The sequence below is a fragment of the Frigoribacterium sp. VKM Ac-2859 genome (assembly GCF_013204925.1).
In the GTDB taxonomy this organism is placed as follows: Bacteria; Actinomycetota; Actinomycetes; order Actinomycetales; family Microbacteriaceae; genus Frigoribacterium.
This window is the reverse complement of record NZ_JABMLC010000001.1, coordinates 82,606-106,946: the sequence shown is the minus strand read 5'-3', so window position 1 is coordinate 106,946 and position 24,341 is coordinate 82,606. Positions and strand designations below refer to the sequence as shown.

Annotated in this window: 20 protein-coding genes; 9 read left to right on the top strand and 11 right to left on the bottom strand. The window is 73.1% G+C overall.

From position 1 onward, the window contains the following. Nucleotides 1-74: 74 nt before the first annotated feature. On the top strand, nucleotides 75-746 hold the full coding sequence (locus HQQ78_RS00470) for a TetR/AcrR family transcriptional regulator (RefSeq protein ID WP_173150755.1): 672 nt from the start codon (nucleotides 75-77) through the stop codon (nucleotides 744-746). Further along, nucleotides 743-1,570, top strand: coding sequence for an alpha/beta hydrolase fold domain-containing protein (locus HQQ78_RS00465; protein WP_173150754.1), 828 nt, complete (start codon nucleotides 743-745; stop codon nucleotides 1,568-1,570). Before HQQ78_RS00470 ends, HQQ78_RS00465 begins: the two co-directional genes overlap by 4 nt. Nucleotides 1,571-1,617: 47 nt before the next feature. On the opposite strand, the gene HQQ78_RS00460 is transcribed toward HQQ78_RS00465, so the two are convergent. Next, nucleotides 1,618-2,001 carry a cupin domain-containing protein gene (locus HQQ78_RS00460; protein ID WP_173150753.1) on the bottom strand — a complete coding sequence of 128 codons (384 nt, stop codon included), beginning with the start codon at nucleotides 1,999-2,001 and terminating at the stop codon, nucleotides 1,618-1,620. A 61-nt stretch (nucleotides 2,002-2,062) separates the two neighbouring features. Here HQQ78_RS00460 and HQQ78_RS00455 point away from each other — a divergent pair, with 61 nt between their 5' ends. Beyond that, nucleotides 2,063-2,254: a hypothetical protein gene (locus HQQ78_RS00455; protein ID WP_173150752.1), complete on the top strand. Its 192-nt coding sequence runs from the start codon at nucleotides 2,063-2,065 to the stop codon at nucleotides 2,252-2,254. Between the two features lie 6 nt (nucleotides 2,255-2,260). On the opposite strand, the gene HQQ78_RS00450 is transcribed toward HQQ78_RS00455, so the two are convergent. After that, on the bottom strand, nucleotides 2,261-3,292 hold the full coding sequence (locus tag HQQ78_RS00450; protein WP_173150751.1) for an alcohol dehydrogenase catalytic domain-containing protein: 1,032 nt from the start codon (nucleotides 3,290-3,292) through the stop codon (nucleotides 2,261-2,263). Nucleotides 3,293-3,372: 80 nt separating this feature from the next. Here HQQ78_RS00450 and HQQ78_RS00445 point away from each other — a divergent pair, with 80 nt between their 5' ends. Both HQQ78_RS00445 and HQQ78_RS00440 read left to right on the top strand, forming a co-directional pair. Next, nucleotides 3,373-3,894 carry a DoxX family protein gene (locus HQQ78_RS00445; RefSeq protein ID WP_173150750.1) on the top strand — a complete coding sequence of 174 codons (522 nt, stop codon included), beginning with the start codon at nucleotides 3,373-3,375 and terminating at the stop codon, nucleotides 3,892-3,894. Between the two features lie 102 nt (nucleotides 3,895-3,996). Continuing rightward, a complete protein-coding gene (locus tag HQQ78_RS00440; protein WP_173150749.1) occupies nucleotides 3,997-6,120 on the top strand; it encodes an ATP-dependent DNA helicase RecQ in 2,124 nt (707 codons plus the stop codon). A gap of 75 nt (nucleotides 6,121-6,195) precedes the next feature. Here HQQ78_RS00440 and HQQ78_RS00435 read toward each other — a convergent pair whose 3' ends face one another. From HQQ78_RS00435 to HQQ78_RS00425, 3 genes are all read right to left on the bottom strand, one after another. Continuing rightward, on the bottom strand, nucleotides 6,196-7,815 hold the full coding sequence (locus HQQ78_RS00435; protein ID WP_371740297.1) for a flavin-containing monooxygenase: 1,620 nt from the start codon (nucleotides 7,813-7,815) through the stop codon (nucleotides 6,196-6,198). Continuing rightward, nucleotides 7,812-8,813, bottom strand: coding sequence for an alcohol dehydrogenase catalytic domain-containing protein (locus HQQ78_RS00430; RefSeq protein ID WP_173150748.1), 1,002 nt, complete (start codon nucleotides 8,811-8,813; stop codon nucleotides 7,812-7,814). The genes HQQ78_RS00435 and HQQ78_RS00430 overlap by 4 nt, the downstream gene beginning before the upstream one ends. 205 nt (nucleotides 8,814-9,018) lie before the next feature. Further along, entirely contained in the window at nucleotides 9,019-10,596 is a 1,578-nt protein-coding gene (locus tag HQQ78_RS00425; RefSeq protein ID WP_173150747.1) for a cation:dicarboxylate symporter family transporter, read from the bottom strand. Between the two features lie 173 nt (nucleotides 10,597-10,769). On the opposite strand from HQQ78_RS00425, the gene HQQ78_RS00420 reads away from it, so the two are divergent. Both HQQ78_RS00420 and HQQ78_RS00415 read left to right on the top strand, forming a co-directional pair. Beyond that, nucleotides 10,770-12,536, top strand: a complete 1,767-nt coding sequence (locus tag HQQ78_RS00420) for a sensor histidine kinase (protein WP_173150746.1) — start codon at nucleotides 10,770-10,772, stop codon at nucleotides 12,534-12,536. After that, the gene (locus HQQ78_RS00415) at nucleotides 12,533-13,246 is read left to right on the top strand and encodes a response regulator (protein WP_056044794.1); all 714 of its coding nucleotides are present in this window, start codon (nucleotides 12,533-12,535) and stop codon (nucleotides 13,244-13,246) included. The genes HQQ78_RS00420 and HQQ78_RS00415 overlap by 4 nt, the downstream gene beginning before the upstream one ends. Nucleotides 13,247-13,267: 21 nt before the next feature. Here HQQ78_RS00415 and HQQ78_RS00410 read toward each other — a convergent pair whose 3' ends face one another. Together HQQ78_RS00410 and HQQ78_RS00405 are read right to left on the bottom strand one after the other, a co-directional pair. Further along, on the bottom strand, nucleotides 13,268-14,035 hold the full coding sequence (locus HQQ78_RS00410) for a hypothetical protein (RefSeq protein ID WP_173150745.1): 768 nt from the start codon (nucleotides 14,033-14,035) through the stop codon (nucleotides 13,268-13,270). 91 nt (nucleotides 14,036-14,126) lie between these two features. Then, nucleotides 14,127-15,332: a hypothetical protein gene (locus HQQ78_RS00405; RefSeq protein WP_173150744.1), complete on the bottom strand. Its 1,206-nt coding sequence runs from the start codon at nucleotides 15,330-15,332 to the stop codon at nucleotides 14,127-14,129. A 100-nt stretch (nucleotides 15,333-15,432) separates the two neighbouring features. Between HQQ78_RS00405 and HQQ78_RS00400 the strand changes: the two genes are divergently transcribed. Beyond that, the gene (locus HQQ78_RS00400; RefSeq protein ID WP_173150743.1) at nucleotides 15,433-15,789 is read left to right on the top strand and encodes a hypothetical protein; all 357 of its coding nucleotides are present in this window, start codon (nucleotides 15,433-15,435) and stop codon (nucleotides 15,787-15,789) included. 52 nt (nucleotides 15,790-15,841) lie between these two features. Here HQQ78_RS00400 and HQQ78_RS00395 read toward each other — a convergent pair whose 3' ends face one another. Together HQQ78_RS00395 and HQQ78_RS00390 are read right to left on the bottom strand one after the other, a co-directional pair. Continuing rightward, nucleotides 15,842-18,376, bottom strand: coding sequence for a carboxylate--amine ligase/circularly permuted type 2 ATP-grasp protein (locus HQQ78_RS00395; RefSeq protein ID WP_173150742.1), 2,535 nt, complete (start codon nucleotides 18,374-18,376; stop codon nucleotides 15,842-15,844). Nucleotides 18,377-18,473: 97 nt separating this feature from the next. After that, the gene (locus HQQ78_RS00390; protein WP_056044801.1) at nucleotides 18,474-19,130 is read right to left on the bottom strand and encodes a TetR/AcrR family transcriptional regulator; all 657 of its coding nucleotides are present in this window, start codon (nucleotides 19,128-19,130) and stop codon (nucleotides 18,474-18,476) included. A 75-nt stretch (nucleotides 19,131-19,205) separates the two neighbouring features. Here HQQ78_RS00390 and HQQ78_RS00385 point away from each other — a divergent pair, with 75 nt between their 5' ends. Then, the gene (locus HQQ78_RS00385; protein ID WP_173150741.1) at nucleotides 19,206-20,738 is read left to right on the top strand and encodes an MFS transporter; all 1,533 of its coding nucleotides are present in this window, start codon (nucleotides 19,206-19,208) and stop codon (nucleotides 20,736-20,738) included. A gap of 88 nt (nucleotides 20,739-20,826) precedes the next feature. Here the strand turns inward: HQQ78_RS00385 and HQQ78_RS00380 are convergent, their stop codons facing one another. Then, nucleotides 20,827-23,334 carry a glycoside hydrolase family 65 protein gene (locus HQQ78_RS00380; protein ID WP_056044802.1) on the bottom strand — a complete coding sequence of 836 codons (2,508 nt, stop codon included), beginning with the start codon at nucleotides 23,332-23,334 and terminating at the stop codon, nucleotides 20,827-20,829. Next, on the bottom strand, nucleotides 23,331-24,173 hold the full coding sequence (locus HQQ78_RS00375; protein ID WP_371740296.1) for an HAD family hydrolase: 843 nt from the start codon (nucleotides 24,171-24,173) through the stop codon (nucleotides 23,331-23,333). The genes HQQ78_RS00380 and HQQ78_RS00375 overlap by 4 nt, the downstream gene beginning before the upstream one ends. Nucleotides 24,174-24,341: the final 168 nt, after the last annotated feature.

Sequence of the window (24,341 nt, the reverse complement as noted above, 5' to 3'; positions counted from 1 at the left end):
GACGCTAACACAAATTCGAGTGGTCGCTCGAATTTCACGGGCGAGGTGTCCGCGAGGTCGTAGAGTGGCCGATCATGACGACGACCGGCTCGACGACGAGCGACCCAGGAGGCGCGCCCGCGGGTGGTGCCGACGGTTCTCGTCCCACGCGTCGCGGCCCGTACGCGAAGTCGGCCGAACGCCGGCTCGCGATCGTCGAGGCGGCCTTCGAGGTGTTCTCCACCAAGGGCTACGTCGGGGGGTCGCTCCGTGACGTGGCGGACGTCGTCGGCATGAGCCAGACGAGCCTGCTGCACTACTTCCCGTCGAAGAGCGCGCTGCTGCTCGCGGTGCTCGAACGTCGCGACACGGTCTCGGACCGTTCCGCCGAGCCTCCCGACCGAGGTGACCTTATCGGGACCGTCCTCGGGCAGGCGCGACACAACGAGACGGTGCCCGGACTCATCGCGCTCTACGCGGTGCTGGCGGGCGAGGCGGTCACGACCGGCAACCCCGGCAGCGACTACGTGCGCGAGCGCTTCGAGCGTCTGCGTGCCGAGTACGGCGACGCCCTGCGAGCGCTGGAGGCGCGGGGTCGGTTGCGCCCCGGGGTCGACCCCGACCGGGCGGCGTCCGGGCTCGTGGCCCTGTGGGACGGCATCCAGCTGCAGTGGCTGCTCGACCCGGACCGCATCGACGTCGTGCAGCAGTTGCGGGACCACCTCGACCTGCTGGTCCTGCCCGATGACGCGGTCGACGGGGCATGAGCCGCCTACTCGCCGCCCCGGGTGGCGGGACCGACCGGCTCCCCGTGCCCGTCCGCTGGTACGAGCCGTGGCCGGTGTCGACGGGTTCGCCCGGGCCGACGCTGCTGTGGCTGCACGGCGGTGGGTTCTTCCGCGGGGGGCTCGACCAGCCGGAGGCGCACGACGTGGCGCGGTCGCTCGCCGCGCGCGGGGTGAGGGTCGCCACGGTGGACTACCGCCTCGCGCCTCCTCCGGGTCTCGGTCTCGTGGCCGGGCGGCTGATGCCGTCGCGCAGCCGGTACCCGGGGGCACTCGACGACGTGGCGACGGCCTACGGCGAGGTGACCGACGGGTCGCCCGAGGGCGTCATCGTCGGAGGCGCGAGCGCGGGGGCGTGCCTCGCCGCGGCGGCCACCCTCCGCACGATCGACGAGGGTCGCCCTCCGGTCGGCGCCGTCTTCGCCTACGGCTTCTTCCACCCCGCGCATCCCCCGATGGCGGAGGCACGCCACCGGTCGGGTGGACACCGGGGACTCAGCCACGCGAGGTGGGCGCTCGACGTGATGAACCGCAACTACGCCGGCTCGCCGACCGCGCTGGCCGACCGTCTCGCCTTCCCCGGAGGTCACGACCTCTCGGGATTCCCCCGGACGCTCGTGGTGGCCGCCGAGCGCGACAACATGCGCGCCTCGGGCGACCTCTTCGCCGGGGAGCTCGCCGACGCGGGGGTCGACATGCGGCACCACGTCCTGCCGGGCACCCGCCATGCCTTCCTGAACCGGCCCCGGCTGGCCGAGTACGCCCACACCGTCTCGCTCGTCGCGGAGTGGACCCGCGGCGGCTGACCTGCCCGGTCCCCGGGAACGCGCCCCGCGCCTCCTCGGCGTCGCCGTCAGCGGAAGTCGCCGACCTGACGGTCGACGGGCACGGTGCGGTCGACGACGACGTCACCGGTGTGGGCCGTCGTGGTGGTCTCGATCAGCACGATCTCGACCTCGTCGTCGGCCACGGGGTTGTGTGGCACCCCCCGCGGCACGACGTGGAACTGCCCGGGGGTGAGGACCACCTCGCGGTCGTCGGGGAGCTGGATGCGCAAGGTGCCCGAGACGACGAGGAACATCTCGTCCTCGGCGTCGTGCGCATGCCAGACGAGCTCGCCGAGCAGCTTCGCGACCTTCACGTACTGGTCGTTCACCTGCCCGACGACCCGAGGCGTCCAGTGCTCGGTCACCTGTCGGAGTTCGGCCGCGACGTCGATTCCCTGGAGTGCAGTCATGGGGCCATCCTCCCCGTACCGGGCCCCTCGCGGACGCCGGGGAGGGATGACAGCATGGAGGATGACCTCGAATCCCCCGCCCCCGACGGGCCGCACCACGTGGCGCGTCCTCCTCGCCGTCGCCGTGACGATCGCGGCGGCCTCGATCGTCCTGATCGTCCTCGATCCGGGGAAGTCGGGGTCGTACTTCACGCTGATCGGCATGCTCTGCCTGATCTGGCTGAGCGTCACCAACCTTCGACGACTGAGGTAGATCGGGTCAGAACACGGCCACCGTCATGCCGGCGGAGGTCGCCGGTCGGTCCATGGCCGCCACGGCGTCGGGCAGGTCGTCGAAGGCGATGATCCGACCGATGGACTCCTGCGGACGCAGTCGGCCCGCGACGACGTCGTCGAGCATCGCGGCGTACTCGCCCACCGAGATGCCGTGACTGCCCAACAGTTCGAGTTCGTCGGCGATCACCCGCCCCATCGGGATCACCGGGGCGGCGTCGTCGTCGAGCAGCAGGCCCACCTGGACGTGTCGACCCCGCGGACGGAGGGACGCGACGGACGCGACGGACGTCACCCGGCTGCCGAACGCGTCGAGGGCGACGTCGGCGCCTCCCCCGGTGAGGGCTCGGACCCGGTCGACGGCGAGGTCGTCCATGGGGACGGTCTCGGCACCCAGGTCGGCGGCCCGTTCGAGGGCGGCGGGCGAGATGTCCGACGCGACGACGCGAGCACCGGCGGCCACCGCCACGGCGACCGCCGAGAGACCCACTCCGCCGCAGCCGAAGACGGCGACCCACTCACCCGCCCGGACGCGGGCCCGGGCGTGCAGGGCGTGGTACGCCGTGCCGAAGCGGCAGCCGAGCGCCGCCGCCTCGACGAAGCCGACCTCGTCCGGCAGGGCGATGACGTTCACGTCGGCGTGCGGGACGACCAACGACTCGGCGTACGAGCCGGGAAGGGTGAAGCCGGGCTGCTGCTGACGCGAGCACACCTGTGTGGCACCGGCACGGCACTCGTCGCACGTGCCACAGGCGAAGACGAACGGGGCGGTCACGCGGGTGCCGACGGCGACCCGGGAGACGTCGGCACCCACCGCCGTCACCACGCCCGCGAACTCGTGGCCCGGCACGTGGGGAAGGCGCACCGAGTCGTCGTGACCCTTCCAGGCGTGCCAGTCGCTCCGGCACACCCCCGTGGCCGCGACGCGGACCACGACGCCGTGGGCGGGCGGCACGGGTGCCGGGAGGTCGACGATGGTCGGGATCGACCCGAACTGGTCGTACTGGACGGCGCGCATCCCCCGATCCTGACACGAGCGGGCGGACCGGACGCTCCCCGCCGCGGACGGCGACGGCCCACACCGGGTAGGAACGGTGCATGAGCCTCGCATCCACCCTCCTCCGCCTGACCGTCGGCGGCTTCTTCGTCGGCCACGGACTCCAGAAGCTGACCGGCGCCTTCGACGGTCCCGGACTCGCCGGCACCGAGCAGATGATGGCCGGCACGGGGATGCACCCCGCCGCCCGCAACGCCCGTCTGGTCGCGGTCACCGAGACCGCCGGCGGTGCCGCCCTCGCCCTCGGCGCGGCGACCCCGCTCGCCGCCGCCGGCATCGTCGGCACGATGGTCACCGCCGTCCGCAAGGTGCACCTCTCCAAGGGCCCGTGGGTGACCGAGGGCGGCTACGAGTACAACGCCGTCCTGATCGCCGCCGCCGCCGCCCTGGCCTCGGGCCCCGGCGGGCCGTCGGTCGACCAGCTCTTCGGCAAGAAGTCGTGGGGTGCCGGCGGAACGGTCTTCGCCCTCGTCGCCGGCGTCATCGCCTCGTTCGTGGCGGTCGAGCTGGGCAAGCGGGCCACTCCCCCGGCCGAGCCGGGCTCGGACTCCTCGGCGGGCTGACCCGCCTCCCTCGTCTCGTCCCCAGGGCGCGACCCCCGACGTCGGGTGGTCGCGCCCTCCGTCCGTCCGGCGGGTGACGGTGGCCTCTGCGAGCATGGGGCCATGACACCGACGAGCACCGCGACCGACATCGACGCCGAGGCACTCGACCTGCTGCGGGCGCTCACCGGGCGCGACGACGCCGTCTTCCACGACGGGCAGCTCGAGGCCATCCGGGCGCTCGTCGCCGATCGTCGCCGAGCCCTCGTCGTCCAGCGCACCGGCTGGGGCAAGTCGGCGGTGTACTTCATCGCCACCCTGCTGCTGCGTCGACGCGGCACCGGCCCGACGCTGCTCGTCTCCCCCCTGCTCGCCCTGATGCGCGACCAGGTCGCCGCCGCCGCCCGGGCCGGGGTCCGGGCCGTCGCGGTCAACTCGGCGAACGCCCACGAGTGGTCCGACGTCCAGCAGCAGCTCGTCGACGACGAGATCGACGTGCTGCTCGTCTCCCCCGAACGACTCAACAACCCGCGGTTCCGCGACGAGCAGCTGCCCGTCCTCATCGCCCGGCTCGGCATGCTCGTCGTCGACGAGGCGCACTGCATCTCCGATTGGGGCCACGACTTCCGGCCCGACTACCGTCGCCTCGCCGACCTCATCCGCACCCTGCCCACGGGCGTGCCCGTCCTGGCCACGACGGCCACGGCCAACGCCCGCGTCGTGGCCGACGTCGCCGAGCAACTCGCCGTGGGGCCGGGCGACGAGGTGCTGACGATCCGGGGGTCGCTGGCGCGCGCCTCCCTGCGTCTCGGGGTGCTGCAGCTGCCGACCTCGCGCGACCGACTCGGCTGGCTGCTCAGCCACCTCGCCGACCTGCCCGGCAGCGGCATCATCTACACGCTCACGATCTCGGCCGCCGACGACACCGCCCGCCTGCTGCGCGAGGCCGGGCACGACGTGCGGTCGTACTCGGGGCGCACCGACCCCGAAGAACGCGAACAGCTCGAACAGCGCCTCAAGGGCAACGACCTCAAGGCACTGGTCGCCACGAGCGCCCTCGGCATGGGCTTCGACAAACCCGACCTCGGCTTCGTGATCCACCTCGGCGCGCCGTCGTCGCCCGTCGCGTACTACCAGCAGATCGGCCGAGCGGGTCGCGCCACCGACAACGCCGACGTGCTGCTGCTGCCCGGCACCGAGGACGCCGAGATCTGGCAGTACTTCGCCACGGCCTCGATGCCCTCCGAGGCGCGGGCGGCGGCCGTGCTGGCCGAGCTGGGCGAGACGCCGCTGTCGACGCCCGCCCTCGAGGCGCGGGTCGACGTCAAGCGCACCCCGCTCGAACTGATGCTCAAGGTGCTCGACGTCGACGGTGCCGTCCGCCGGGTCCAGGGCGGCTGGGTCAGCACGGGCGAGCCCTGGGTCTACGACGCCGAACGCTACGACCGCATCGCCGCGGCCCGGGTCGCCGAACAAGAGTCCATGCTCGCGTTCGAGCGCGGCCAGACCTGCCGCATGCAGATGTTGCAGGTCGATCTCGACGATCCGGCCGCCGAGCCCTGCGGGCGGTGCGACGTCTGCGCGGGCACCTGGTATCCGACCGACATCGCCGGCGAGGCGGCGACCTCGGCCGCGAGCACCCTCGACCGGGTCGGCGTCGAGATCGACCCCCGGGCCCAGTGGCCCACGGGCGCCGACCGGGCCGGGGTCGCCGTCAAGGGCAAGATCCCCGAGGGCGAACGGGTCGAGCCGGGTCGGGCGCTCGCCCGACTGACCGACCTGGGGTGGGGCAACACCCTCCGCGAGGTCTTCGCGGCGACCGCCCCCGACGCTCCCCTGTCGAAGCACCTGCTCGACGGGGTCGTGCGCGTCCTGAAGGAGTGGCCGTGGGCCGAACGCCCGGTGGGGGTCGTCGCGATGCCGTCGACGTCACGGCCGCAGCTCGTCGGGTCGCTGGCCGAGGCGATCAGCACCGTCGGGCGGTTGCCGCTGCTCGGCACGCTCGGCAGCGCCCGCCCCTCGGCCGGCCGCGGCCAGGGCGGCAACAGCGTCTACCGTCTGGCCGACGTCTGGCAGTCCTTCGAGGTCGGCCCCGAGTTGGCCGCGGCCCTCGCCGACGTGTCCGGGCCGGTGCTGCTCGTCGACGACCTGGTCGACAGCCGCTGGACGCTCACGGTGGCCGGACGCGACCTGCGCCGCGCCGGGGCTCCCGCCGTGCTGCCCTTCGCCCTCGCGGTGGTCGGCTGAGTCGTCCCCGGCGGGCCGCCGCGTCGTCGCCCGGCGGGCCACCGCGTCGTCCGACGCGGGACCGCCGGGGCTCGCTCAGCGCTCGAACCGCACACCGTCCCGGGTCAGGGTGCTGTGCCGCATCAACCAGACGTCGCGTGGGTAGTTCTGGTGCATCCGCCACGGTGACCGCGATCCCTGCCGGGGCATCAGGTGCACCCCGCGCGACACGTACCCGCTCGTCAGGTCGATCAGCGGGCTCGTCGGTCCCGGCCGCTCCGGCGCGATCGGCACGGCCGACCGGTACCCGTGACGGTCGGCGTGACGCAGCAGCCGGGCGACGTAGTGCACGACGAGGTCGATCTTCAGCGTCCACGACGCGTTCGTGTACCCGATGGCGAACGCCAGGTTCGGCACCCCCGAGAGCATGAACCCCTTGTAGGTCAGCCGGGTCGCCGGGTCGACCTCCACCCCGTCGACCGACAACCGCATGCCGCCGAACAGCAGCAGGTTGAGCCCCGTCGCCGTGACGACGACGTCCGCGGGCAGCTCGTGCGCCCGCTGGCCGTCGCGACCGGCCACCCGGACGCCACCGGCCGTGAACGAGTCGATGTCGTCGGTCACGATCGACGCCGACCCCGAGCGCAACGCCCGGAACAGCGCGCCGTCCGGGGTGATGCAGAGACGCTGGTCCCACGGGTCGTAGCTCGGCTGGAAGTGCCGGTCGACGTCGAAGTCGTCCGGCAGGCGCCGGGCCACCTGCGCCCGGAGGAAGGCCTTCATCTTCTCGGGAGAGCGCCTGCTCGTCTGGAAGCTGAGCAGCGCCATGCCGATGCTGCGCCACCGGATCAGCCGGTCGTCGACGGCCTGCGGCAGCAGTCGACGCCAGGCACGGGGCTCCTTCCGGCGCGAGGGAAGGGACAGCACGTAGGTCGGCGAACGTTGCAGCATGGTGACCTGCTCGGCGCTCTCGGCGAGGGCGGGCACCAGGGTCACCGCCGTCGCCCCCGATCCGATCACGACGACGCGCTTGCCGCTCACGTCGAGGTCCTCCGGCCAGTGCTGGGGGTGCACGACGCGTCCGGCGAACGAGTCCTGCCCCGGGAACGCGGGCGACCAGCCCTCGTCGTAGCGGTAGTAGCCGGAACAGACGAACAAGAACGAGCACGTGATCGTGACGCGACGAGCCGCCGGGGCGGCACCCGCGCCTCCTGCGCTCGGCTCCTCGCCGGCGGCGGATGACGCGTCCGCTGCCACCGCGCTCGCGACCTCGATCGTGACGGTCCACCGGGCCTCGGCGGAGGACCAGTCGGCCGCGACCACGCGGTGCCCGAACCGGATCAGCCCGGCGACGCCCGTCTCGTCGGCCGTGTCACGGACGTACTCCCTGATCGCCTCGCCCGGGGCGATCGCCCGCGCGTCGCGCCAGGGTCGGAACCCGTAACCGAGGGTGAACATGTCGCTGTCCGATCGGACCCCCGGGTAGCGGAAGAGGTCCCAGGTGCCGCCGATCGCCGCGCGGGCCTCGACGACGGCCAGGCTGCGACCGGGGAAGTCCCGGCGGAGCTGCGCCGCCACGCCGACACCGGACAGGCCGGCGCCGACGACGAGCAGGTCCACGTGTTCGACGCCTCCCACGGCGGGGCGGTCGTCACCACCGGCGGGGCGGTCGTCACCCTCGCCCGGGACCGAGGAGGCGCGGGTCGCGTCGCTCACGGGACCAGCACGATCCGGATCGGGTCGCCTTCCTTGCGTTCGAGCATCTGCACCGCCCGCTCGGCCTCGGCCAGCGGCACGGTCGCGCTGACCGACTTCGCGAAGTCGAGCCTCCCCCGGGCCGCCAGCGCGACGAGCGTGGTGACGTCGGCAGGCTCGGAGCCGTAGTGGCCGAGGACCTGCTGCTGCAGGAAGCTGAACTTCGTGCCGTCGGTGATCGTGATCGGCTGGTCCGACAGGCCGACGAGCGTCAACCGTCCCCGGTATCCGAGGCAGGCGATGGCCTGCTCGCGCACGGCGGGCACCCCCGCGAAGTCGAAGGCCCGGGCGAGTCCGCGGCCACCGGTCGCACGGCCGAGTGCCGCGGCGAAGTCCGGGTCGGCGGGATCGAGCGCGAGGTCCGCACCGAACTCGAGCGCCCGGGCCCGGGCACCGGGCAGGGGGTCGACCGCGACGATCGGCGCGGCGCCGAGCAGGGAGAGCAGCTGGACGGCGTGGGCGCCGAGGCCGCCGACGCCCCAGACGCCGACCGCCGTGCCGGGCCGGGTGTCGGCGGTCGTGGTGAGCGCGGCCCAGGGAGTCGACACGGCGTCGGGGATGAAGCAGGCCTGCTCGAACGGCAGGGAGTCCGGGATCTTCACGACCGTGTCGGCGCGGGCCACGGCGAACTCGGCCCACCCGCCGTCGTAGTCGACGCCACGGGTGAAGACCTGGCCGTCGCGCTCCTCGCCGGCCTGCAGCAGGACGCGGTCGCCGACGGCGACGTGCCTGACGCCGTCGCCCACCTGGTCGACCGTGCCGGCCACCTCGTGGCCGAGGGTGACGGTGTCGCCCGGCAGGTGCAGCGGCGTGAGCGACCCCTGGATCAGGTGCACGTCGCTGAGGCAGACGCCGGCGGCGGCGACGGCGACGCGCACCTGCCCCGGGCCGGCGTCGGGGGTGGGTACCTCGGTGACCGAGAAGTGGCGGGTGCTGACGTCGAGGCGTCCGGCGAGCATGGTGGCTCCGTCCTGCGGGGCCCGGTCGGTCGGCTCTGACCGCGGGGCGTGACCGCACATCGGGTGCGACGGTACGCCTCCCACACGGATGTTGCACACTGCACCCGCCGCGGGTCGGCGGGCGGACGGCGAGACCCCGGGACGTCGCCGAGACCCCCGCGCACGCACGGGGGTCTCGGCGACGATCCGGGGTCCGAGGCGGGCCCTACCCGCGACGGGGCTCGTCGTCCGCGGCGGCGTCGGCGAGGTGCTCGTCCGCCCGCCGACCGTCGGTGCCGACCATGGCGTGCAGCGAGCCGGTCGAGATGCGGTCGGGCGAGGTGCCCTCGAGCGAGCCCAGCCCACCCGCGCGACCGTCGAGCAGGCGCGCGGCGGCCGGGCCGGCCGAAGCGGAGTCCGACCCCGAGCCCGAGTCCGACCCCGAGGAGGCGCCGTGACCGTCCGCGTTCATGGTCGCCTCGTCGAAGGGCGCACGACCCGACAGCACGGTCTCGACGCGGTCCTTGTCGATCTGCTTCGTCCAGGTGCCGACGAGGATCGTCGCGACGGCGTTGCCCGTGAAGTTGGTCAGGGCGCGCGCCTCGGACATGAACCGGTCGATGCCGACGATGACGCCGACGCCGTCGACCAGGTCGGGCCGGTGCGCCTGCAGGCCTCCCGCGAGGGTGGCGATGCCGGCACCCGTGACCCCGGCGGCACCCTTCGAGGCGATCATCATGAACAGCAGCAGCGAGACCTGCTCGCCGACGTTGAGCGGCGTGCCCATGGCGTTGGCGATGAAGAGCGACGCCATGGTCAGGTAGATCGCGGTGCCGTCGAGGTTGAACGAGTAGCCGGTCGGCACCGTGATGCCGACGACGGGCTTCGAGACGCCGAGGTGCTCCATCTTGGCGATGAGGCGCGGCAGCGCGACCTCGCTCGACGAGGTCGAGACGATCAGCAGGTACTCGCGTCCGAGGTACTTCATCACCCGGAAGATGTTGACGCCCGTGACGAGCTTGAGGATCGTGCCGAGCACGACGGCGACGAAGAGGATGCACGTGATGTAGAAGGCGACCATCAGGGTCCCGAGCGCCACGATGGCGGCGACTCCGGTCTCGCCGACCACCGCGGCGATCGCACCGAACGCGCCGATCGGGGCGACCCACATGATCATCGCGAGGATGCGGAACACCAGCACCTGCAGGTTGCGGACGCCCTCGAGGATGGTCGCGCCGCGATCGCCCATGCGCTGCAGGGCGAAGCCGACGAGCAGGGCCACGAACAGCGTCTGCAGGATGGAGCCGCTGGTCAGCGACGACACCAGCGTCTCGGGGATGATGCCGAGCAGGAAGCCCGCCGTGCCACCGGCCTCCTCGGCGGCGGGCGCCTCGTATCCGGTCGAGCCGATCATCAGGCCCTCGCCCGGGTGGATCAGGTTGCCGACCACGAGGCCGATGGCCAGGGCGAAGGTCGACATCGCGATGAAGTAGCCGAGCGCGAGCCCGCCCACCTTGCCGACGGTCGCGGCCTTGGCGATGGAGCCGACGCCGAGCACGATCGTGCAGAAGATCACCGGCGCGATCATCATCGAGATGAGCGACACGAAGGCGGTGCCGATCGGTTTCAGCTGCACGGCGACCTCGGGTGCCGTGAGGCCGACGACGATGCCGGCCGCGACGGCCACGATCACCGCGATGTAGAGCCAGTGCGAGCGGTCGATCCGACGCCGGGCGCGGACGCCGCCCGTCGTCGTCGTTCCGCCGGGGGTGGGGGTCTGCGGGCCCTTGTGCGTCTTTGCCATGGGGGTCTTCCTCGAGCTCGTGACCGGCGGCGTCGTCGTCGACGGTCGTGCGGGGTTCGTCGCCGTGACTCTCGTCGGTCGCCGGGTGGGCGTCGACGTTGTGGTCATACTGGTCGCGCCGGTGGTGCGTCATGATGGACCCCGGCCGCAGCGCAGCGAGGAGCCCGCCCGAGATGACCGTCGACCCCACCCGGTGGAGCATCGCCACCCGGCTGTTCGCCCTGCTCGTGGTCTTCGTCGTCGCCGTGACCCTGCTGGCGACGGCCTGGACGATCCGGTCGGCCCGCGACGACGCGGATCGCTCGGCCGCACGGGCCTGCCTGGCGCTCGCCACCTCGATCGCCGACAACCCCTACGTCGTCGACGCGCTGGGGACGTCCGACCCGAGCGCCCGTCTGCAGCCCTACGCCGTGGCCCTGATGAGCGACACGTCGACCGACTTCGTCACCATCATGCGGCCCGACCGCACGCGCCTGACGCACCCCGACCCCGACGAGATCGGCCGCCCGTTCGTCGGCACGATCGCCCCGGCCCTCCGCGGGGAGTCGTTCACCGAGACCTACGCCGGCACCCTCGGCCCGTCGGTGCGCGCGGTCGTGCCGATCGAGGGCGACGGCGAGGTCGTCGCCCTCGTGTCGGCCGGCGTCACGGTCGACACCATCACGCAGTCGGTCGGCGAGCGGCTGCCGCTCGTGTTCGCCGCCGCGGGGGCGACCGTGGTGCTCGGGGGCGTCGTCTCGTGGCTGCTCAGCCGGTACCTGCGGCGGGTGACCTGGGGCCGCGGCCCCGAGGAACTCGCCCGGATGTTCGCGTACTACGAGGGCGTGCTGCACTCCGTGCGCGAGGGTCTCGTGCTCGTCGACGACCGCGGCCGGCTGACGCTCTACAACGACCAGGCGGCCGAGCTGCTCGACCTGCCGCCCGGGGGCATCGCCGCTCCCGTCCCGCTGACCGACCTGCAGCTGCCCGACTCGCTCCGCGAGCTGCTCGCGTCCGGACGCCGCGCCTCCGACGAGGTGCACGTGACCGACGATCGCGTGCTGGTCGTGAACCAGGAGGTCACCGAACCCACCGAGGGCCCGTCCCACCCGTCGCCCTCGACCGGACGAGGAGGCGCGACACCGTCAGGAGGCGCGGCACCGGTCACCGGCGCCACCCGCCCGCGCTCCCGCCGCACGCTCGGGACCGTGACGACCCTGCGCGACCACACCGAGCTCACCCACCTCACCGGCGAGGTCGAGACCATGCGCACCCTCTCGGACGCGCTGCGCTCGCAGACCCACGAGTTCTCGAACCGGTTGCACACGATCGTGTCGCTGATCGAGCTCGGGCGTGGCGACGAGGCCCTCCGGTTCGCGGCCGACGAGCTCGACCTCGGCCAGCGGCTCGCCGACCGGGTCGTGGCCGCGATCGACGAGCCGACGCTCGCCGCCCTGCTGCTCGGCAAGGCGGCACAGGCCCGCGAACGGTCGATCGACCTGCGCGTCGACGTCGAGCCCGACCTGGGGACGATCGACGTCGAGCCCGGGGACCTCGTCACGATCCTGGGCAACCTCGTCGACAACGCCTTCGACGCGGTCGCCCCGACCCTCGACGCCCCGGCCCCCTCCCCCGATCCCACCGGCCGCCCGGCCCGCCCGCCCCGGGTCGAGGTGACCGTCGCCCGGGTCGAGGGCGGCGTCCAGCTCGACGTCGAGGACGACGGCCCGGGGCTCGGCGACGTCGAGCTCGCCTTCCGGCGGGGGTTCAGCACCAAGCCGACGTCGGCGGGCGGACGCGGCATCGGCCTCGCGCTCGTCCGTCAGGCCGTGGGTCGGGTCGGAGGTCGGCTCGACGTCGCCACGGGACCCGACGGGACCACCTTCTCGGTGCTGCTGCCCGACCGGCGGCCGGACGACGTCGACACCACCGCCCGACGTCGGGGTGGGGTGCGGTCGTGACCGGCGCCTCCTCGTCCGTCGACCGGGTCCGCGTGCTCGTCGTCGAGGACGAGCCCCTGACCGCGGAGGCGCACGTCGCGTACCTCGACCGGCTGGACGGCTTCGAGGTGGTCGGCCGGGCGCGGGACGGACGCGAGACCCTCGACGCGGTCCGCGCGCTCGGCGGCCCCCACGGGCGGGGTCTCGACCTCGTGCTGCTCGACATGAACCTGCCCGACACGCACGGTCTGCAGCTCTGCCGGGCCCTGCGGGCGGCGGGGTCGAGCGTCGACGTCATCGCGATCACGGCCGTACGGGACGCCTCCGTCGTGCGGACCGCGGTGTCGCTCGGCATCGTCCAGTACCTGATCAAGCCGTTCACGTTCGCGACGTTCGCCGACCGGCTCGGGGCCTACCGGGCGTTCCGCGAGTCGCTGGCGACCGGGCAGGGGCAGGTGACCCAGTCGGACGTCGACTCGGGGTTCGCCACCCTGCGCCGGGCACCGGCACCGACGCTGGCCAAGGGCCTCGCGCCGGCCACGCTCGAGCAGGTCGTGGCGGTGCTGCGTCGCGGCGGGTCACCGTCGGCGGGCGAGGTGGCGGACGCCGCCGGGGTGTCGCGGGTGACCGCCCGCCGGTACCTCGAGCACCTCGCCGACACGGGGGCGGCGACCCGCGAGCCCCGGTACGGCAGCCCGGGCCGACCCGAGCACGGCTACCGCTGGAACTGAGCGGACGGCCTGTCCTGCGGGTCAGTGCCGGACGAGCCGCGCGATCTCGGGCAGCGCCGCGAGGGTGCCGGATGCCCCGTGCTGGTCGGGGTCGAGGGCGAGACGCCGTAACCCGGCACGCGTGTAGGTGCCGACGTCGGCCACGAAGTCGGCGGGCGCGCGCCAGACCAGCCGGTCGGCCGACGACGCGTCGAGGCCGCGGGCGAGGGCGGCGTCCCGAGCGCGCTCGGGCGAGGTGAAGGCGAGCAGGGTCGGGGTGCCCTCGTCCACGACGGCGAAGGGCCTCGAGGCCCCCACCGTGCCGCGGTCGACGAACCACCAGGCCTCGAGCCGGAACGCCGAGCGCCACAGGGCGACCGGGTCGTCGACCACGACGGCCGTGGTCCGCACCGGCGTCGCGTCGACCACAGGAGGCGGCACGACGACCGGTGCCGCGCTGCCGGGGGCCACCCGAGGAGGCGCGGGCCGCGTCACCGGCAGCGGTCCCGCCGGCGGGGCCGCCCGGTCGACGACCTTCTCGAGCCGGGCTCGACGGCGCTGTCCCAGACCGATCCTCACGAGCACGATGCCGCCGGCGACGAGGACGGCGACCACGGCGAGGGCGACCACGACGTCGACGGACGACTGCCGACCGGGCGCCACGAGCCCGACGAGCAGCACCGACGCGCCGATCGGCGACCCGACGACGGCGATCGCGAGCAGCACGATCCCCCAGGTGAGTGCTGCGGTGCCCGACGGGCCGCGACGGCTCGACGGACGGCGGGGGTCGGACGGGTCGGGGCTCGGCATCGGTCCAGCGTAGGGCGGCCGGCCGGGTGAGGCCCGGGTGCGGCGGCGGTGCCCCCTGCGACCCCGACGCGGCTCCTCAGCGGCCTGTCGCCTACTCGACCGCGCGGGACCAGCCGAGCCCGCGGTCCTCGACCAGGCGCTGCAACACGCCGGTCATGGCGGCGAAGTCGGTCGACCCGAGGGCGTCGGTGAGGACGACGTAGGCGTGGGCGGCGTCCGCCGGCAGCGACGGCGTTGCGCGGGTCGGGTCGACCAGTCGCGTCGTCCCCTCGCTGCCGGCGTGCCGACGCACCTCGTCGTGGTCCCGCAGGTGGAAGTTGACGAGCCGCTTCCCGTCGCCGATCGCGAACAGACGGGCGACGATCGACAGCCGTCGCACCGACCTCCCGCCCGCGCCGGCCAGGGGGCCGGCCGGCCCGTCGACCCAGCTCACCCGGGTGACCGAGTCCCACGGCACGACGACGCTGCCGTCGATGACGATCGCCGACGCGTGGACCGACAAGGACGGCCGGCCACGGCGGCGCACGGCTCCGACGTACTCGGAGAACGTCGCGATCGGCAACAACGTCGGCAAGATCCAGAGGGCGACCACGAACCAGAGCAGCGCGGTGCTGGTGATCGCCCACGTCACGAGGGCGGCGAGCAGGGCGAGGGCGAGGAGGACTCCGATGCCTGAACCGACCAGCTGACGCCGGAGCCGCCGACCGTCGTGGGCGACCACGAGCACCGGCGCGTCCGTCGGGCGGGCGAAGCGGTCCGGACCGGCCGGCGGCGTGGACGTCGAGCCGTTCGAGTCTGCTGTGCGCCGCGCCCGCCGATCGACGCCGAACCTCCGCATGGCGTCGAGTGCACCCAGGGGTGCATAGGGTCCCTTCCCCTCGACGTCGAAGAGGACGCCGAACACGCCGGTGCGCTCCCGCGCGACGGCATCGTCGACGAAGCCCCTCGACGGCAGGGCGAGGAGCCGGCCGGCCTCCTCGTCCGACAGCCCTCGCGCGAAGCCGTGCTGCCGCGCCCGCTCGGGCGACGTGAAGGCCAGGACCATCGGACGTCCGTCGACGTCGGCCACCAGGGGCTGCACGTCGGGCAGTTCGCCACGGGCGATGAACCACCAGCGGTCGAGGGCGAAGAGGGCGTCCCAGAGGTCGGCCTGGGCGTCGGTGTCGTCGATGCCCCGCAGTTCGGACACCCGGGTCAGCTCGTCGATCCGTTCGCTCGTCGCCCGCATCTCGTCGGCCGAGGGTGGCGGGGGCAAGGGGACGCCGCCCGAGCCAGGCGGAAGGGTCTGTTCACTCACTGGCCCAGCGTAGGGGGACGACGCAGGTGGGCGAGAGATCCTCATGGTCCACTGCCCCCGGGTGATCGACGGAGCCGTCCGTCGGCACTACGCTCCGACCATGGCCGACACGCGTGGACCCCAGATCGTCCGAGGCGACCCCGAGGTGACCCGGGCGACGCTCGACCTGAAGCTGCCGGTGGCGATGCTGCCCGGCCTCGTGCGTCGAGCACTGCAGGCGAGCCCCACGTTCTCGTTGCGCGACGCCGACGAGACGGGGGCCACGCTTCTGCGTCGATCGGCGTCGGCCAGCGGCACGGACACCGTGAGGCTCGACTTCGCCACGTCCGACAAGGGCAGCCGGGTCTCGGCCGAGGTCCACTCCCCCGGCGGCACGATCGGCACGTCGGTCAAGCGCCGCGACGACGACACGACCGCCCTGTTCGAGGCGATCGCGAAGGCCGCCGGGCCCTTCTGACCGGTGACGGGGCACGGGCCGACACCGCGCCTCCCTCGGGGACGCCGACGAGTCAGACGCCCACGATCCAGGTGTCCTTCGCGCCCCCGCCCTGCGACGAGTTGACGATCATGCTGCCCTCGGGCGCCACGCGGGTCAGCGCCAGGTCGGCGAGCACGCTCTCGCCCGCCCCGGTGCCGGTGAGGTACACGAAGCAGCGGAGGTCGACGTGCCGCGGCTGTAGCCCGGTCGGGGTCAGGGTCGGGTGCGACGACAACGTCACCACCTCCTGCGCGACCCAGCCGGACGGGTCCCGGGCGATCTCGGCCCGACGCTCGGCCACGACCGCCGCGCTGGCCGACGGGCCGATCAGGACACCGCGACCCCCCTCGCCGTCGACCGGCTTCGTGACGAGCTCGCCCACCCGGTCGAGCACCGCGAGCCGCTCGGCCGGGTCGCCCGTCCGGTAGGTCGGCACCGACTCGAGCAGCGGACGCTCGCCCAGGTAGTACCAGATGAGGTCGGGTACCGCGCAGTACATCGCCTTGTCGTCGACCAGCCCGTTGCCGGGGGCGTTGGCGAGCACGACGCCGCCCGCCGCCGCCACGTCCATCAGGTGCTCGCCGAGCAACGGGTCGTGCGGCGCGTGCACGTCGACCAGCTCGCGGTCGAGCCGCAGGTAGAGCGCGTCGACGACGGTGCCGGTCCTGCGGTCGACGACCCGCGCCTCCCGCACCTCGACGTCGTCGGCCTGCAGCAGCAGCAGCCCCGCGCCCTCGGCGAGGGTGCGGTGCTCGTACCAGGCCGGGCTCGCGGGGCCCTCGCTGAGGACCGCGCCGACCGGCTCGCCTCCGCCCCGAGGAGGCGCGGCGTGCGCCAGCAACGTCGCCCTCAGCACCGAGAACACGCTCGTCGGGTCGAGCAGCCCGGCCGGGCGCGGAGCGTCCGGCACCACCTCGTCGAGCAGCCGTCGCACGGCGATCGAGAACGCGGCCCCGCTCGGTGCCCGGACGTTGTCCTCGAGCACGCGCCAGCCACCGAGCTCGTCGCGCACGAGGTCGAAACCCTGCACCGCGGCGCGCACGGCGTCCGCGGGCAGCCGGGTGGCCTCGGTCCGCCACCCCGCCGCGCCGACGACCTGCTCGTGGGTCAGCACGCCGTCCGCGACGACCCGGCGCTCACCGTAGGCGTCGCGGAGGAACGCCTCGATCGCCCGGGCGCGCTGGGTCAGGCCGGCCTCGAGGCGGCTCCACTCGTGCCGCGTGACGATGCGGGGCACGAGGTCGCAGTGGAACGCCCGGTGGTCGCCGCCGACGCCGAACCCGAGACCGGCCCGCTCGCACCAGGCGTCCCGTGCGACGGCGCGGGCGCGGGCCTCGATCGCGCCGAGCTGCTGGAAGAAGCCGGCGACGTCCCGGTAGGCCGGGCGGGGGTGGAGTCCCGGGCCGATCGCCTCGTCGCCGGCACGGAACCGGTACCCCACGAGGGTCGGCGCCGGGTCGTCGAGCCCGGCGGCGGGGCCGTGCGTCTCGCGGACGACCAGGTCGACCACGTCGTCGAGCCGTCCCCTCTCGGCGAAGGCGGCGCGCTGCCGGTCGGCCGAGTTGCCCCGGGCGAGCGTGGCCTCGGCGAGGTCGGACACGGTCTGCCAGTCGCCGAACTCCTCGAGTTGTGGTCGCAGCCGGGTCACGAGCTGCCGGACGGCCTCGGCCGCGGGCAACCGCGAGGGGTGCTGCTCGAGGTCGAGCAGCTCGCCGGCGAGCCCGCTGCGCGCCGCCTGCCACATCGCGGCCCGGTGCAGCGGCGCCGCCCGGTGCCGGGCGGGGCGGCCGGCCTCGACGTCCGTCTCGGCCCGGCGCACCGCGGCGCGGTAGAGGCCGGCGATCAGCACCGCGTCGTCGACCAGCGGGCAGGCGTCGCAGGTGCGCAGCTCGAGGGTGGGCGCGTGGCTCGAGGGCCGGACGTCGAAGTAGGCCATGCCGCTGTCGGCGATCACGCCCGACCCGATGAGGTCGGCGAGCAGCTGGTCGTACTCGGCGGCGTCGACCATCGGGCCGGTCGCCCCGGCGCTCGGCCACCGTTGCCAGATGAGCGAGCGGATGCTCGCGTAACCGGTGTCCTGGCCGTTGAGGTAGGGCGAGCTGGCGCTCAGGGCGAGCAGGGCGGGCAGCACCGGGGCGATCCGCCCGGCGACGTCCACGGCGAGGTCGCGGTCGGCGACGCCCACGTGGATCTGCAGGCCGCAGATCAGCTGCTCGTCCACGAGCAGGCGGTACTGCTCGTGCATGCGCCCGTAGCGCCCGGTCGTCGTCAGTTCGAAGTCGGCGACCTCGCTGCGCGGGGCCGTGCCAACGGCGCCGATGGCGAGCCCCTCGGCGGTCGTCACCTCGACGAGGTCCCGACGGAGGGTCAGGATCTCACGCCGCAGGTCGTCGAGCGTGGTCACGACCGGGACGTTGGTCTCGATCGTGGTGCGCTGCAGTTCGGCCCCGTAGCGGTCGGCAGGCAGCCGGGCGAGGAGGTGCGGCGCCCTGGCCGACAGACGCCCCGTCTCGAGGTCGATCAGGTGCAGTTCTTCTTCCGCCCCCAGCGTCAGCTCTGCGCTCATGCCTGCACAGTACGGGCGTGGCCCGGTTCTGCCCGCCTCTTCATGAGGATTTCACATGAACGGGTCACGAGGAGGCGCGGCCCCGTTGGCCTCGGAGTCAGACCCGAGCGGTCTGGCGCACCCCCGCGGCGGGCAACAGCACGCCGTCGATGAGCCCGACGAGGTAGTCGCGGTCGACGGGCTTCCGGAGGACGAGCACCCGGTACGACACCATCGACGGGGTGACGAGGGCGAGTGCCTCGATGTCGGTGTCGGCCGCGATCTCGCCTCGCTCGAGGGCGCGGCGCAGCAGCAGGCGGTTGGCCTCGGCACGGGGTTGGACGATCGCGGCGTCGACGGCCTCGGCCAGCTCGGGCGTGGTCGAGAGCATCGTCACGACGCCCGCCATGACCCGCATCTTCTTCTCGGCGTCGTCGATGCTGTGCGGCTTGATCATCGCCAGGAGGTCTCCGCGCAGCGTGCCGGTGTCGGGCAGGCCGTCGAGGTCGACGGCCCCCTGCTTGAGGCAGGCCACCGCGTCGACGACGAGCTCGCCCTTCGAGGCCCAGCGGCGGTAGAGCGTGGCCTTGCCGGCCTTGGCGCGCGCGGCCACCATCTCGATGGTCATGCCCTCGAAACCGGTCTCGGCGAGCACGTCGATGGTGCACCGGAGGATCTCGGGGTCGCGGCTGTGGTCGCGCTTGCGACCCGGTCGCGAGGGGGTCGCGGGGTCGGTCTCGGCGGGCGTCGTCGCCACGCCTTCCCTGTCGGTCATGGGGGCGACTCTACATCGGATGTTTACGAAACTGCCTGTATCCGAAACTCGCGAGACTCGTATATGCTCGCGCTCATGTCTCAGGCCTCCACCTCCCCTGACGGCGCGACCCGCGCCTCCTCGCCCTCTGCCACCCCGCCGCCGTCCCGGCGCTGGTGGACCCTCACCACCGTCGCCCTCGCCCAACTGATGGTCGTCCTCGACTCGACCGTCGTGAACATCGCGCTGCCCGCCGCCCAGACCGACCTCGGCTTCTCGGACGGCGACCGGCAGTGGATCATCACCGCCTACTCGCTCGCCTTCGGCAGCCTGCTGCTCGTCGGCGGCCGCGTCAGCGACCTGATCGGCCGCAAGCGCACGTTCATCATCGGCCTGATCGGCTTCGCCCTCGCCTCGGCCCTCGGCGGTGCGGCCGGCACCTTCGGGCTGCTCGTCTTCGCCCGCGCCCTGCAGGGCGCGTTCGGCGCCCTGCTCGCCCCGACCGCCCTCGCCGTCTTGACCACGACCTTCACGATCCCGAAGGAGCGTGCCCGCGCGTTCGGCGTGTTCGGGGCGATCGCCGGTGCCGGCGGAGCCATCGGCCTGCTGCTCGGCGGGTTCCTGACCCAGTACGCCTCGTGGCGCTGGAACCTCTACATCAACGTCGTCATCGCCGCCGTCGCGATCGCCGGGGCCGCGATCTTCGTGTCGCACGTCACCCGCACCGGACCGCGACCCAAGCTCGACGTGCCCGGCACGCTGCTCGTCTCCGGCGCGCTCTTCTCGCTCGTCTACGGCTTCTCGAACGCCGAGACGCAGGGTTGGGACTCGCCGCTGACCTGGGGCTTCCTGGCGGCGGCCGTCGTGCTGCTCACCTCGTTCGTCGCGTGGCAGCGCCGGGCCGAGCACCCCCTGCTGCCCCTGTCGATCGTCCTCGACCGCAACCGGGGTGCCGCCTACGCGTCGGTGACCATCGCGGGCGCGGGCATGTTCGGCATCTTCCTGTTCGTGACGTACTACCTGCAGACCTCGCTCGGGTACACGCCGACCAAGACCGGCCTGGCCTTCCTGCCCATGATCGCGATGCTCGTCCTCGCGGCCCAGCTGTCGACGAACATCTTCGTGCCGCGCTTCGGGCCCAAGATCATGGTGCCGTTCGGCATGACCCTCGGCGTGGTCGGCATGCTGCTGCTCACCCGGCTCGACCTCGAGAGCATGTACGCCGCCAACGTGCTGCCGGCCCTGATGGTGTTGGGCTTCGGCATGGGCTCGATCATGCCCGCGTCGATCCAGACCGCCACGCTCGGCGTCGACCGCGGACACGCGGGCGTCGCCTCGGCCATGGTCAACACGAGCCAGCAGGTCGGCGGGTCGATCGGCACGGCACTGCTCAACACCCTGGCGGCGACCGCGGCCGCGAACTACGTGGCCGACCACCTGCCCGCGACCGGGGCCGTCGCGGCCGAGGCCGCCGTGACCGGCTACGCCACGGCGTACTGGTGGGGAGCAGGGTTCTTCGCGGTCGGCGCGGTCATCGCGGCCCTGCTGTTCCGTCGCCGCGTCCCGCAGTCGGACGACGTGGACGCGTCGGCCTCGCCCGCCGTGGACGCACCGGTCCCGGTGCACTGACGCGACCCCCTCGCCCGGACGACCCGCGCCTCCTCAGCCCTCGGGGCCGGGGAGGCGCGGGTCGTCCGGGCGACGGACGTCGCGTCGGTCAGGACGCGGCTTCGTCCTCGTCGTAGCGGTCGACGCTGATCGTCGGGATGGACGCCGTGATGACGGAACCGTCGGCGCGCATCAGCCCCCGGAGGTCGCTCGTCGTGGGGACGCGCGTCGTGATGCGCGGCCCCTGGCCCTCGAGGGCCACCCGCACCGGAGCCTCGGGGGTGACCCGGAACTCGTCGCCGCGGACGGACAGCGTCACGGCGTCGCCCGTCTCGACGGTGAAGACGATCTCGTGCTGGGCGAGGTCGACGCGCACCCGGCTGCCCTTGATCGCGACGCGGAACGAGAGCTCGTCCCAGTCGGCCGGCAGGCGCGGGTCGAAGGTGATCGAGCCGAGCCAGTCGCGCATGCCGCCGTATCCGTTGACCAGCGCGCTCCAGATGCCGCCGGTCGACGCCACGTGGACGCCGTCGGACGTGTTCTTGTGCAGGTCGGCCAGGTCGACGTAGAGGGACGACAGGAAGTACTGCTGCGACAGCTGGTGGTGGCCCACCTCGGCCGCGATGATCGACTGCACGACGCCGGACAGGGTCGAGTCGCCCGTCGTCAGCGCGTCGTAGTACTCGAAGTTGCGCAGCTTCTGCTCGGGCGTGAACTCGTCGCCCTGCAGGTAGAGCGCGAGCACGACGTCCGCCTGCTTGAGCACCTGGAAGCGGTAGATCACCAGCGGGTGGTAGTGCAACAGCAGCGGTCGCTTGTTCGCCGGGGTGGCCTCGAGGTCCCAGAGCTCCTTGTCGAGGAACTGGGCGTCCTGCGGGTGGATGCCCCGGTGGTCGTCGTACGGGATGTGCATCGCCTCGGCGGCGAGCTGCCACCCCGTGATCTCGTGCTCCTCGAGGCCGAGGCGGTCGACCATCCGGTCGAACGCGACGGGAGAGTCGTCCTTCAGGCGGGTGACCGCCCGGACGGCCGCCCGCAGGTTCGCGCGCGCCATGACGTTCGTGTAGAGGTTGTCGTCGACGACGGTCGTGTACTCGTCGGGCCCGGTGACGCCGTCGATGTGGAACCGCTGGTCGCCGTTCGAGCGCCAAAAGCCGAGGTCGGCCCACAGTCGCGCCGTCTCGACGAGGATGTCGACGGCACCTCTCTGCAGGAAGTCCTCGTCGCCGGTCGCCTGGACGTACTGGCTGAGGGCGTGGCTGATGTCGGCGTCGATGTGGTACTGGGCCGTGCCGGCGGCGTAGTACGCGCTCGACTCGAGCCCGTTGATGGTGCGCCACGGGAACAGCGCGCCGCGCTGGTTCAACTCGACGGCCCGGTCACGGGCGGCGTCGAGCATGCCGAGACGGAACCGCAGGGCGTTGCGGGCCACGTTGGGCGAGGTGTACGTCAGGAACGGCAGGACGTAGATCTCGGTGTCCCAGAAGTAGTGTCCGCCGTAGCCCGACCCCGTCACGCCCTTGGCCGCGACCCCCTGACCGTCGGTCCGGGCCGTCGCCTGCGCGAGCTGGAAGAGGTTCCAGCGGACGGCCTGCTGGATCTCGGGTTGGCCGGCGACCTGGACGTCGCTGCGCTGCCAGAAGTCGTCGAGCCAGGCGCGCTGGTGCTCGAAGATCTCGGCCGTGGGCGTCTCGGCGGCCCGGTCGAGGGTGCGGTCGCACCGGTCGGCCAGTTCGCGAGGCGGCACGCCGCGACTCGTGTGGTAGGTGATCGTCTTGGTCAGGCGGACCTTCTGGCCGGCCTGCGCCTTCACGCGGTAGACGTGCTTGGCGATGTCGTCGTCGATCTGCGAGGACTGGTCCCACTCGGCGTCGGTCTCGATGCGGTGCTCGGCGCCGACCGCGATCGTCATGCCCGAGTTCGTCGTGCGGTAGCCGAGCACGGCCCGCGTGCCGCCGTTGCGGTTGAGCACGGGCTGCAGCACCCGGTCGTCGAACGACTCGGCCTTGCGCGGGTCGAACGCCTCGGCCGCGGCCCGCATGCCGGCGTGGTACTGGTCGCCCATGTCCTGACGGTTGAGGATCTGGCTCGAGATCAGCAGCGACGCCGACGAGTCGAGCATCGTGACCTCGTACTCGATGACGACCAGGTGGCGGTCCTCGAAGCTCACCAGACGGCGGCTGGTCACCAGAACGCGCTTGCCCGAGGGCGTGCGCCAGTCGATCTCGCGGGTGAGGACGCCGTCGCGGAAGTCGAGGCGTCGCGTGTGGCGGAGGATGTCGGCCTCGAAGAGCACGAACGGTTCGTCGTCGACGTAGAGGCGGATGACCTTCGCGTCGGGCACGTTGACGATCGTCTGGCCGACCCGGGCGAACCCGAAGGCCTCTTCGGCGTGCCGGATGGGCCAGGTCTCGTGGAACCCGTTGACGAAGGTGCCGAACGAGTGACCGCCGCGCCCCTCGTCGGGGTTGCCGCGGAGGCCGAGGTACCCGTTGCCGACCGCGAAGACGGTCTCGGTGAGGCCCTCGTCGCCCTGGATGTACTCGTCCTCGACGAATGCCCACTCGTCGACGGGGAACCGCGAGCGGTCGAGCGGGTCGGACGTGATGTGGTTCACGACTGTGCCTCCGTGGTGCCGGTGGTGCTGCTGCTGGTCGAGGGGGTGCCCGGTGTCGCCTGGTCGGGATTCGGAGCCGAGGAGGCGCGGGTTCGGTCGAGCGCCTCGACCAGCTCGCCGAGGTCGTCGACCACCAGGTCGGCCCCGAAGTCGAGCAGGGTCTGCGCACCCGTTCCGCGGTCGACCCCGAGCACGAGGCCGAAGGAACCCCGGCGACCGGCCTCGACGCCGGACTGCGCGTCCTCGACGACGACGCAGTCGTCGGCGGTGAGGCCGAGGCGGCGGGCGCCCTCGAGGTACGTGTCGGGGGCGGGCTTGCCGGCGATGCCCTCGGCCGCGGCCACGACGCCGTCGACGATCACGTCGAAGCGGTCGCGGAGGCCCGCGGCCTCGAGCACCGGCACGGCGTTGCGCGAGCTGGAGACCACGGCGACCCGGACGCCCTCGGCGAGGGCCCGATCGAGGAAGGCCACCGACCCCGGGTACGGCGTGACGCCGTTCTCGGCGAGCTCGGCGGCGAAGGCCGCGTTCTTGCGGTTGCCGAGACCGCACACCGTCTCGGCCTCGGGGTCGTCGTCGGGTGACCCCTCGGGCAGGACGACGTCGCGGGCCGCGAGCATCGCCCGGACGCCGTCGTAACGGGGCCGACCGTCGACGTGCTCGAAGTAGTCGGCCTCGGTGTAGGGCGCGAGGTCGTGCGCGGCGAAGTAGTCGCCGAAGAGGCGGGCCCACGCGCGCATGTGGACCTCGGCGGTCGGCGTCAGGACGCCGTCCAGGTCGAAGAGCAGGGCGCGGAGGTGCGAGAGGCGCGAGGCGTCGCGGGGCGTGACGATGGACACGGGGTGCCGATCCCTTCGAGCGTGCGGGCAGGGTGAGAGGCACCGGGGCGACGACGGCTCGGTGCCGGTGAGGCGGGAACGTTTCGGGCAGGACGATGACGCGGGGCGACGGGACGAGCGGGATGGTGCGGGCCAGCTGCTGTGCCGACGGGGTGGTGCGGGGTGGGC

What these genes read in the sequence shown, in the direction of transcription:
- HQQ78_RS00470 (WP_173150755.1), top strand. Translation starts at nt 75, where the DNA reads ATGACGACGACCGGCTCGACGACGAGCGACCCAGGAGGCGCGCCCGCG.
- HQQ78_RS00465 (WP_173150754.1), top strand. Translation starts at nt 743, where the DNA reads ATGAGCCGCCTACTCGCCGCCCCGGGTGGCGGGACCGACCGGCTCCCC.
- HQQ78_RS00460 (WP_173150753.1), bottom strand. Translation starts at nt 2,001, where the DNA reads ATGACTGCACTCCAGGGAATCGACGTCGCGGCCGAACTCCGACAGGTG.
- HQQ78_RS00455 (WP_173150752.1), top strand. Translation starts at nt 2,063, where the DNA reads ATGACCTCGAATCCCCCGCCCCCGACGGGCCGCACCACGTGGCGCGTC.
- HQQ78_RS00450 (WP_173150751.1), bottom strand. Translation starts at nt 3,292, where the DNA reads ATGCGCGCCGTCCAGTACGACCAGTTCGGGTCGATCCCGACCATCGTC.
- HQQ78_RS00445 (WP_173150750.1), top strand. Translation starts at nt 3,373, where the DNA reads ATGAGCCTCGCATCCACCCTCCTCCGCCTGACCGTCGGCGGCTTCTTC.
- HQQ78_RS00440 (WP_173150749.1), top strand. Translation starts at nt 3,997, where the DNA reads ATGACACCGACGAGCACCGCGACCGACATCGACGCCGAGGCACTCGAC.
- HQQ78_RS00430 (WP_173150748.1), bottom strand. Translation starts at nt 8,813, where the DNA reads ATGCTCGCCGGACGCCTCGACGTCAGCACCCGCCACTTCTCGGTCACC.
- HQQ78_RS00425 (WP_173150747.1), bottom strand. Translation starts at nt 10,596, where the DNA reads ATGGCAAAGACGCACAAGGGCCCGCAGACCCCCACCCCCGGCGGAACG.
- HQQ78_RS00420 (WP_173150746.1), top strand. Translation starts at nt 10,770, where the DNA reads ATGACCGTCGACCCCACCCGGTGGAGCATCGCCACCCGGCTGTTCGCC.
- HQQ78_RS00410 (WP_173150745.1), bottom strand. Translation starts at nt 14,035, where the DNA reads ATGCCGAGCCCCGACCCGTCCGACCCCCGCCGTCCGTCGAGCCGTCGC.
- HQQ78_RS00400 (WP_173150743.1), top strand. Translation starts at nt 15,433, where the DNA reads ATGGCCGACACGCGTGGACCCCAGATCGTCCGAGGCGACCCCGAGGTG.
- HQQ78_RS00395 (WP_173150742.1), bottom strand. Translation starts at nt 18,376, where the DNA reads ATGAGCGCAGAGCTGACGCTGGGGGCGGAAGAAGAACTGCACCTGATC.
- HQQ78_RS00390 (WP_056044801.1), bottom strand. Translation starts at nt 19,130, where the DNA reads ATGACCGACAGGGAAGGCGTGGCGACGACGCCCGCCGAGACCGACCCC.
- HQQ78_RS00385 (WP_173150741.1), top strand. Translation starts at nt 19,206, where the DNA reads ATGTCTCAGGCCTCCACCTCCCCTGACGGCGCGACCCGCGCCTCCTCG.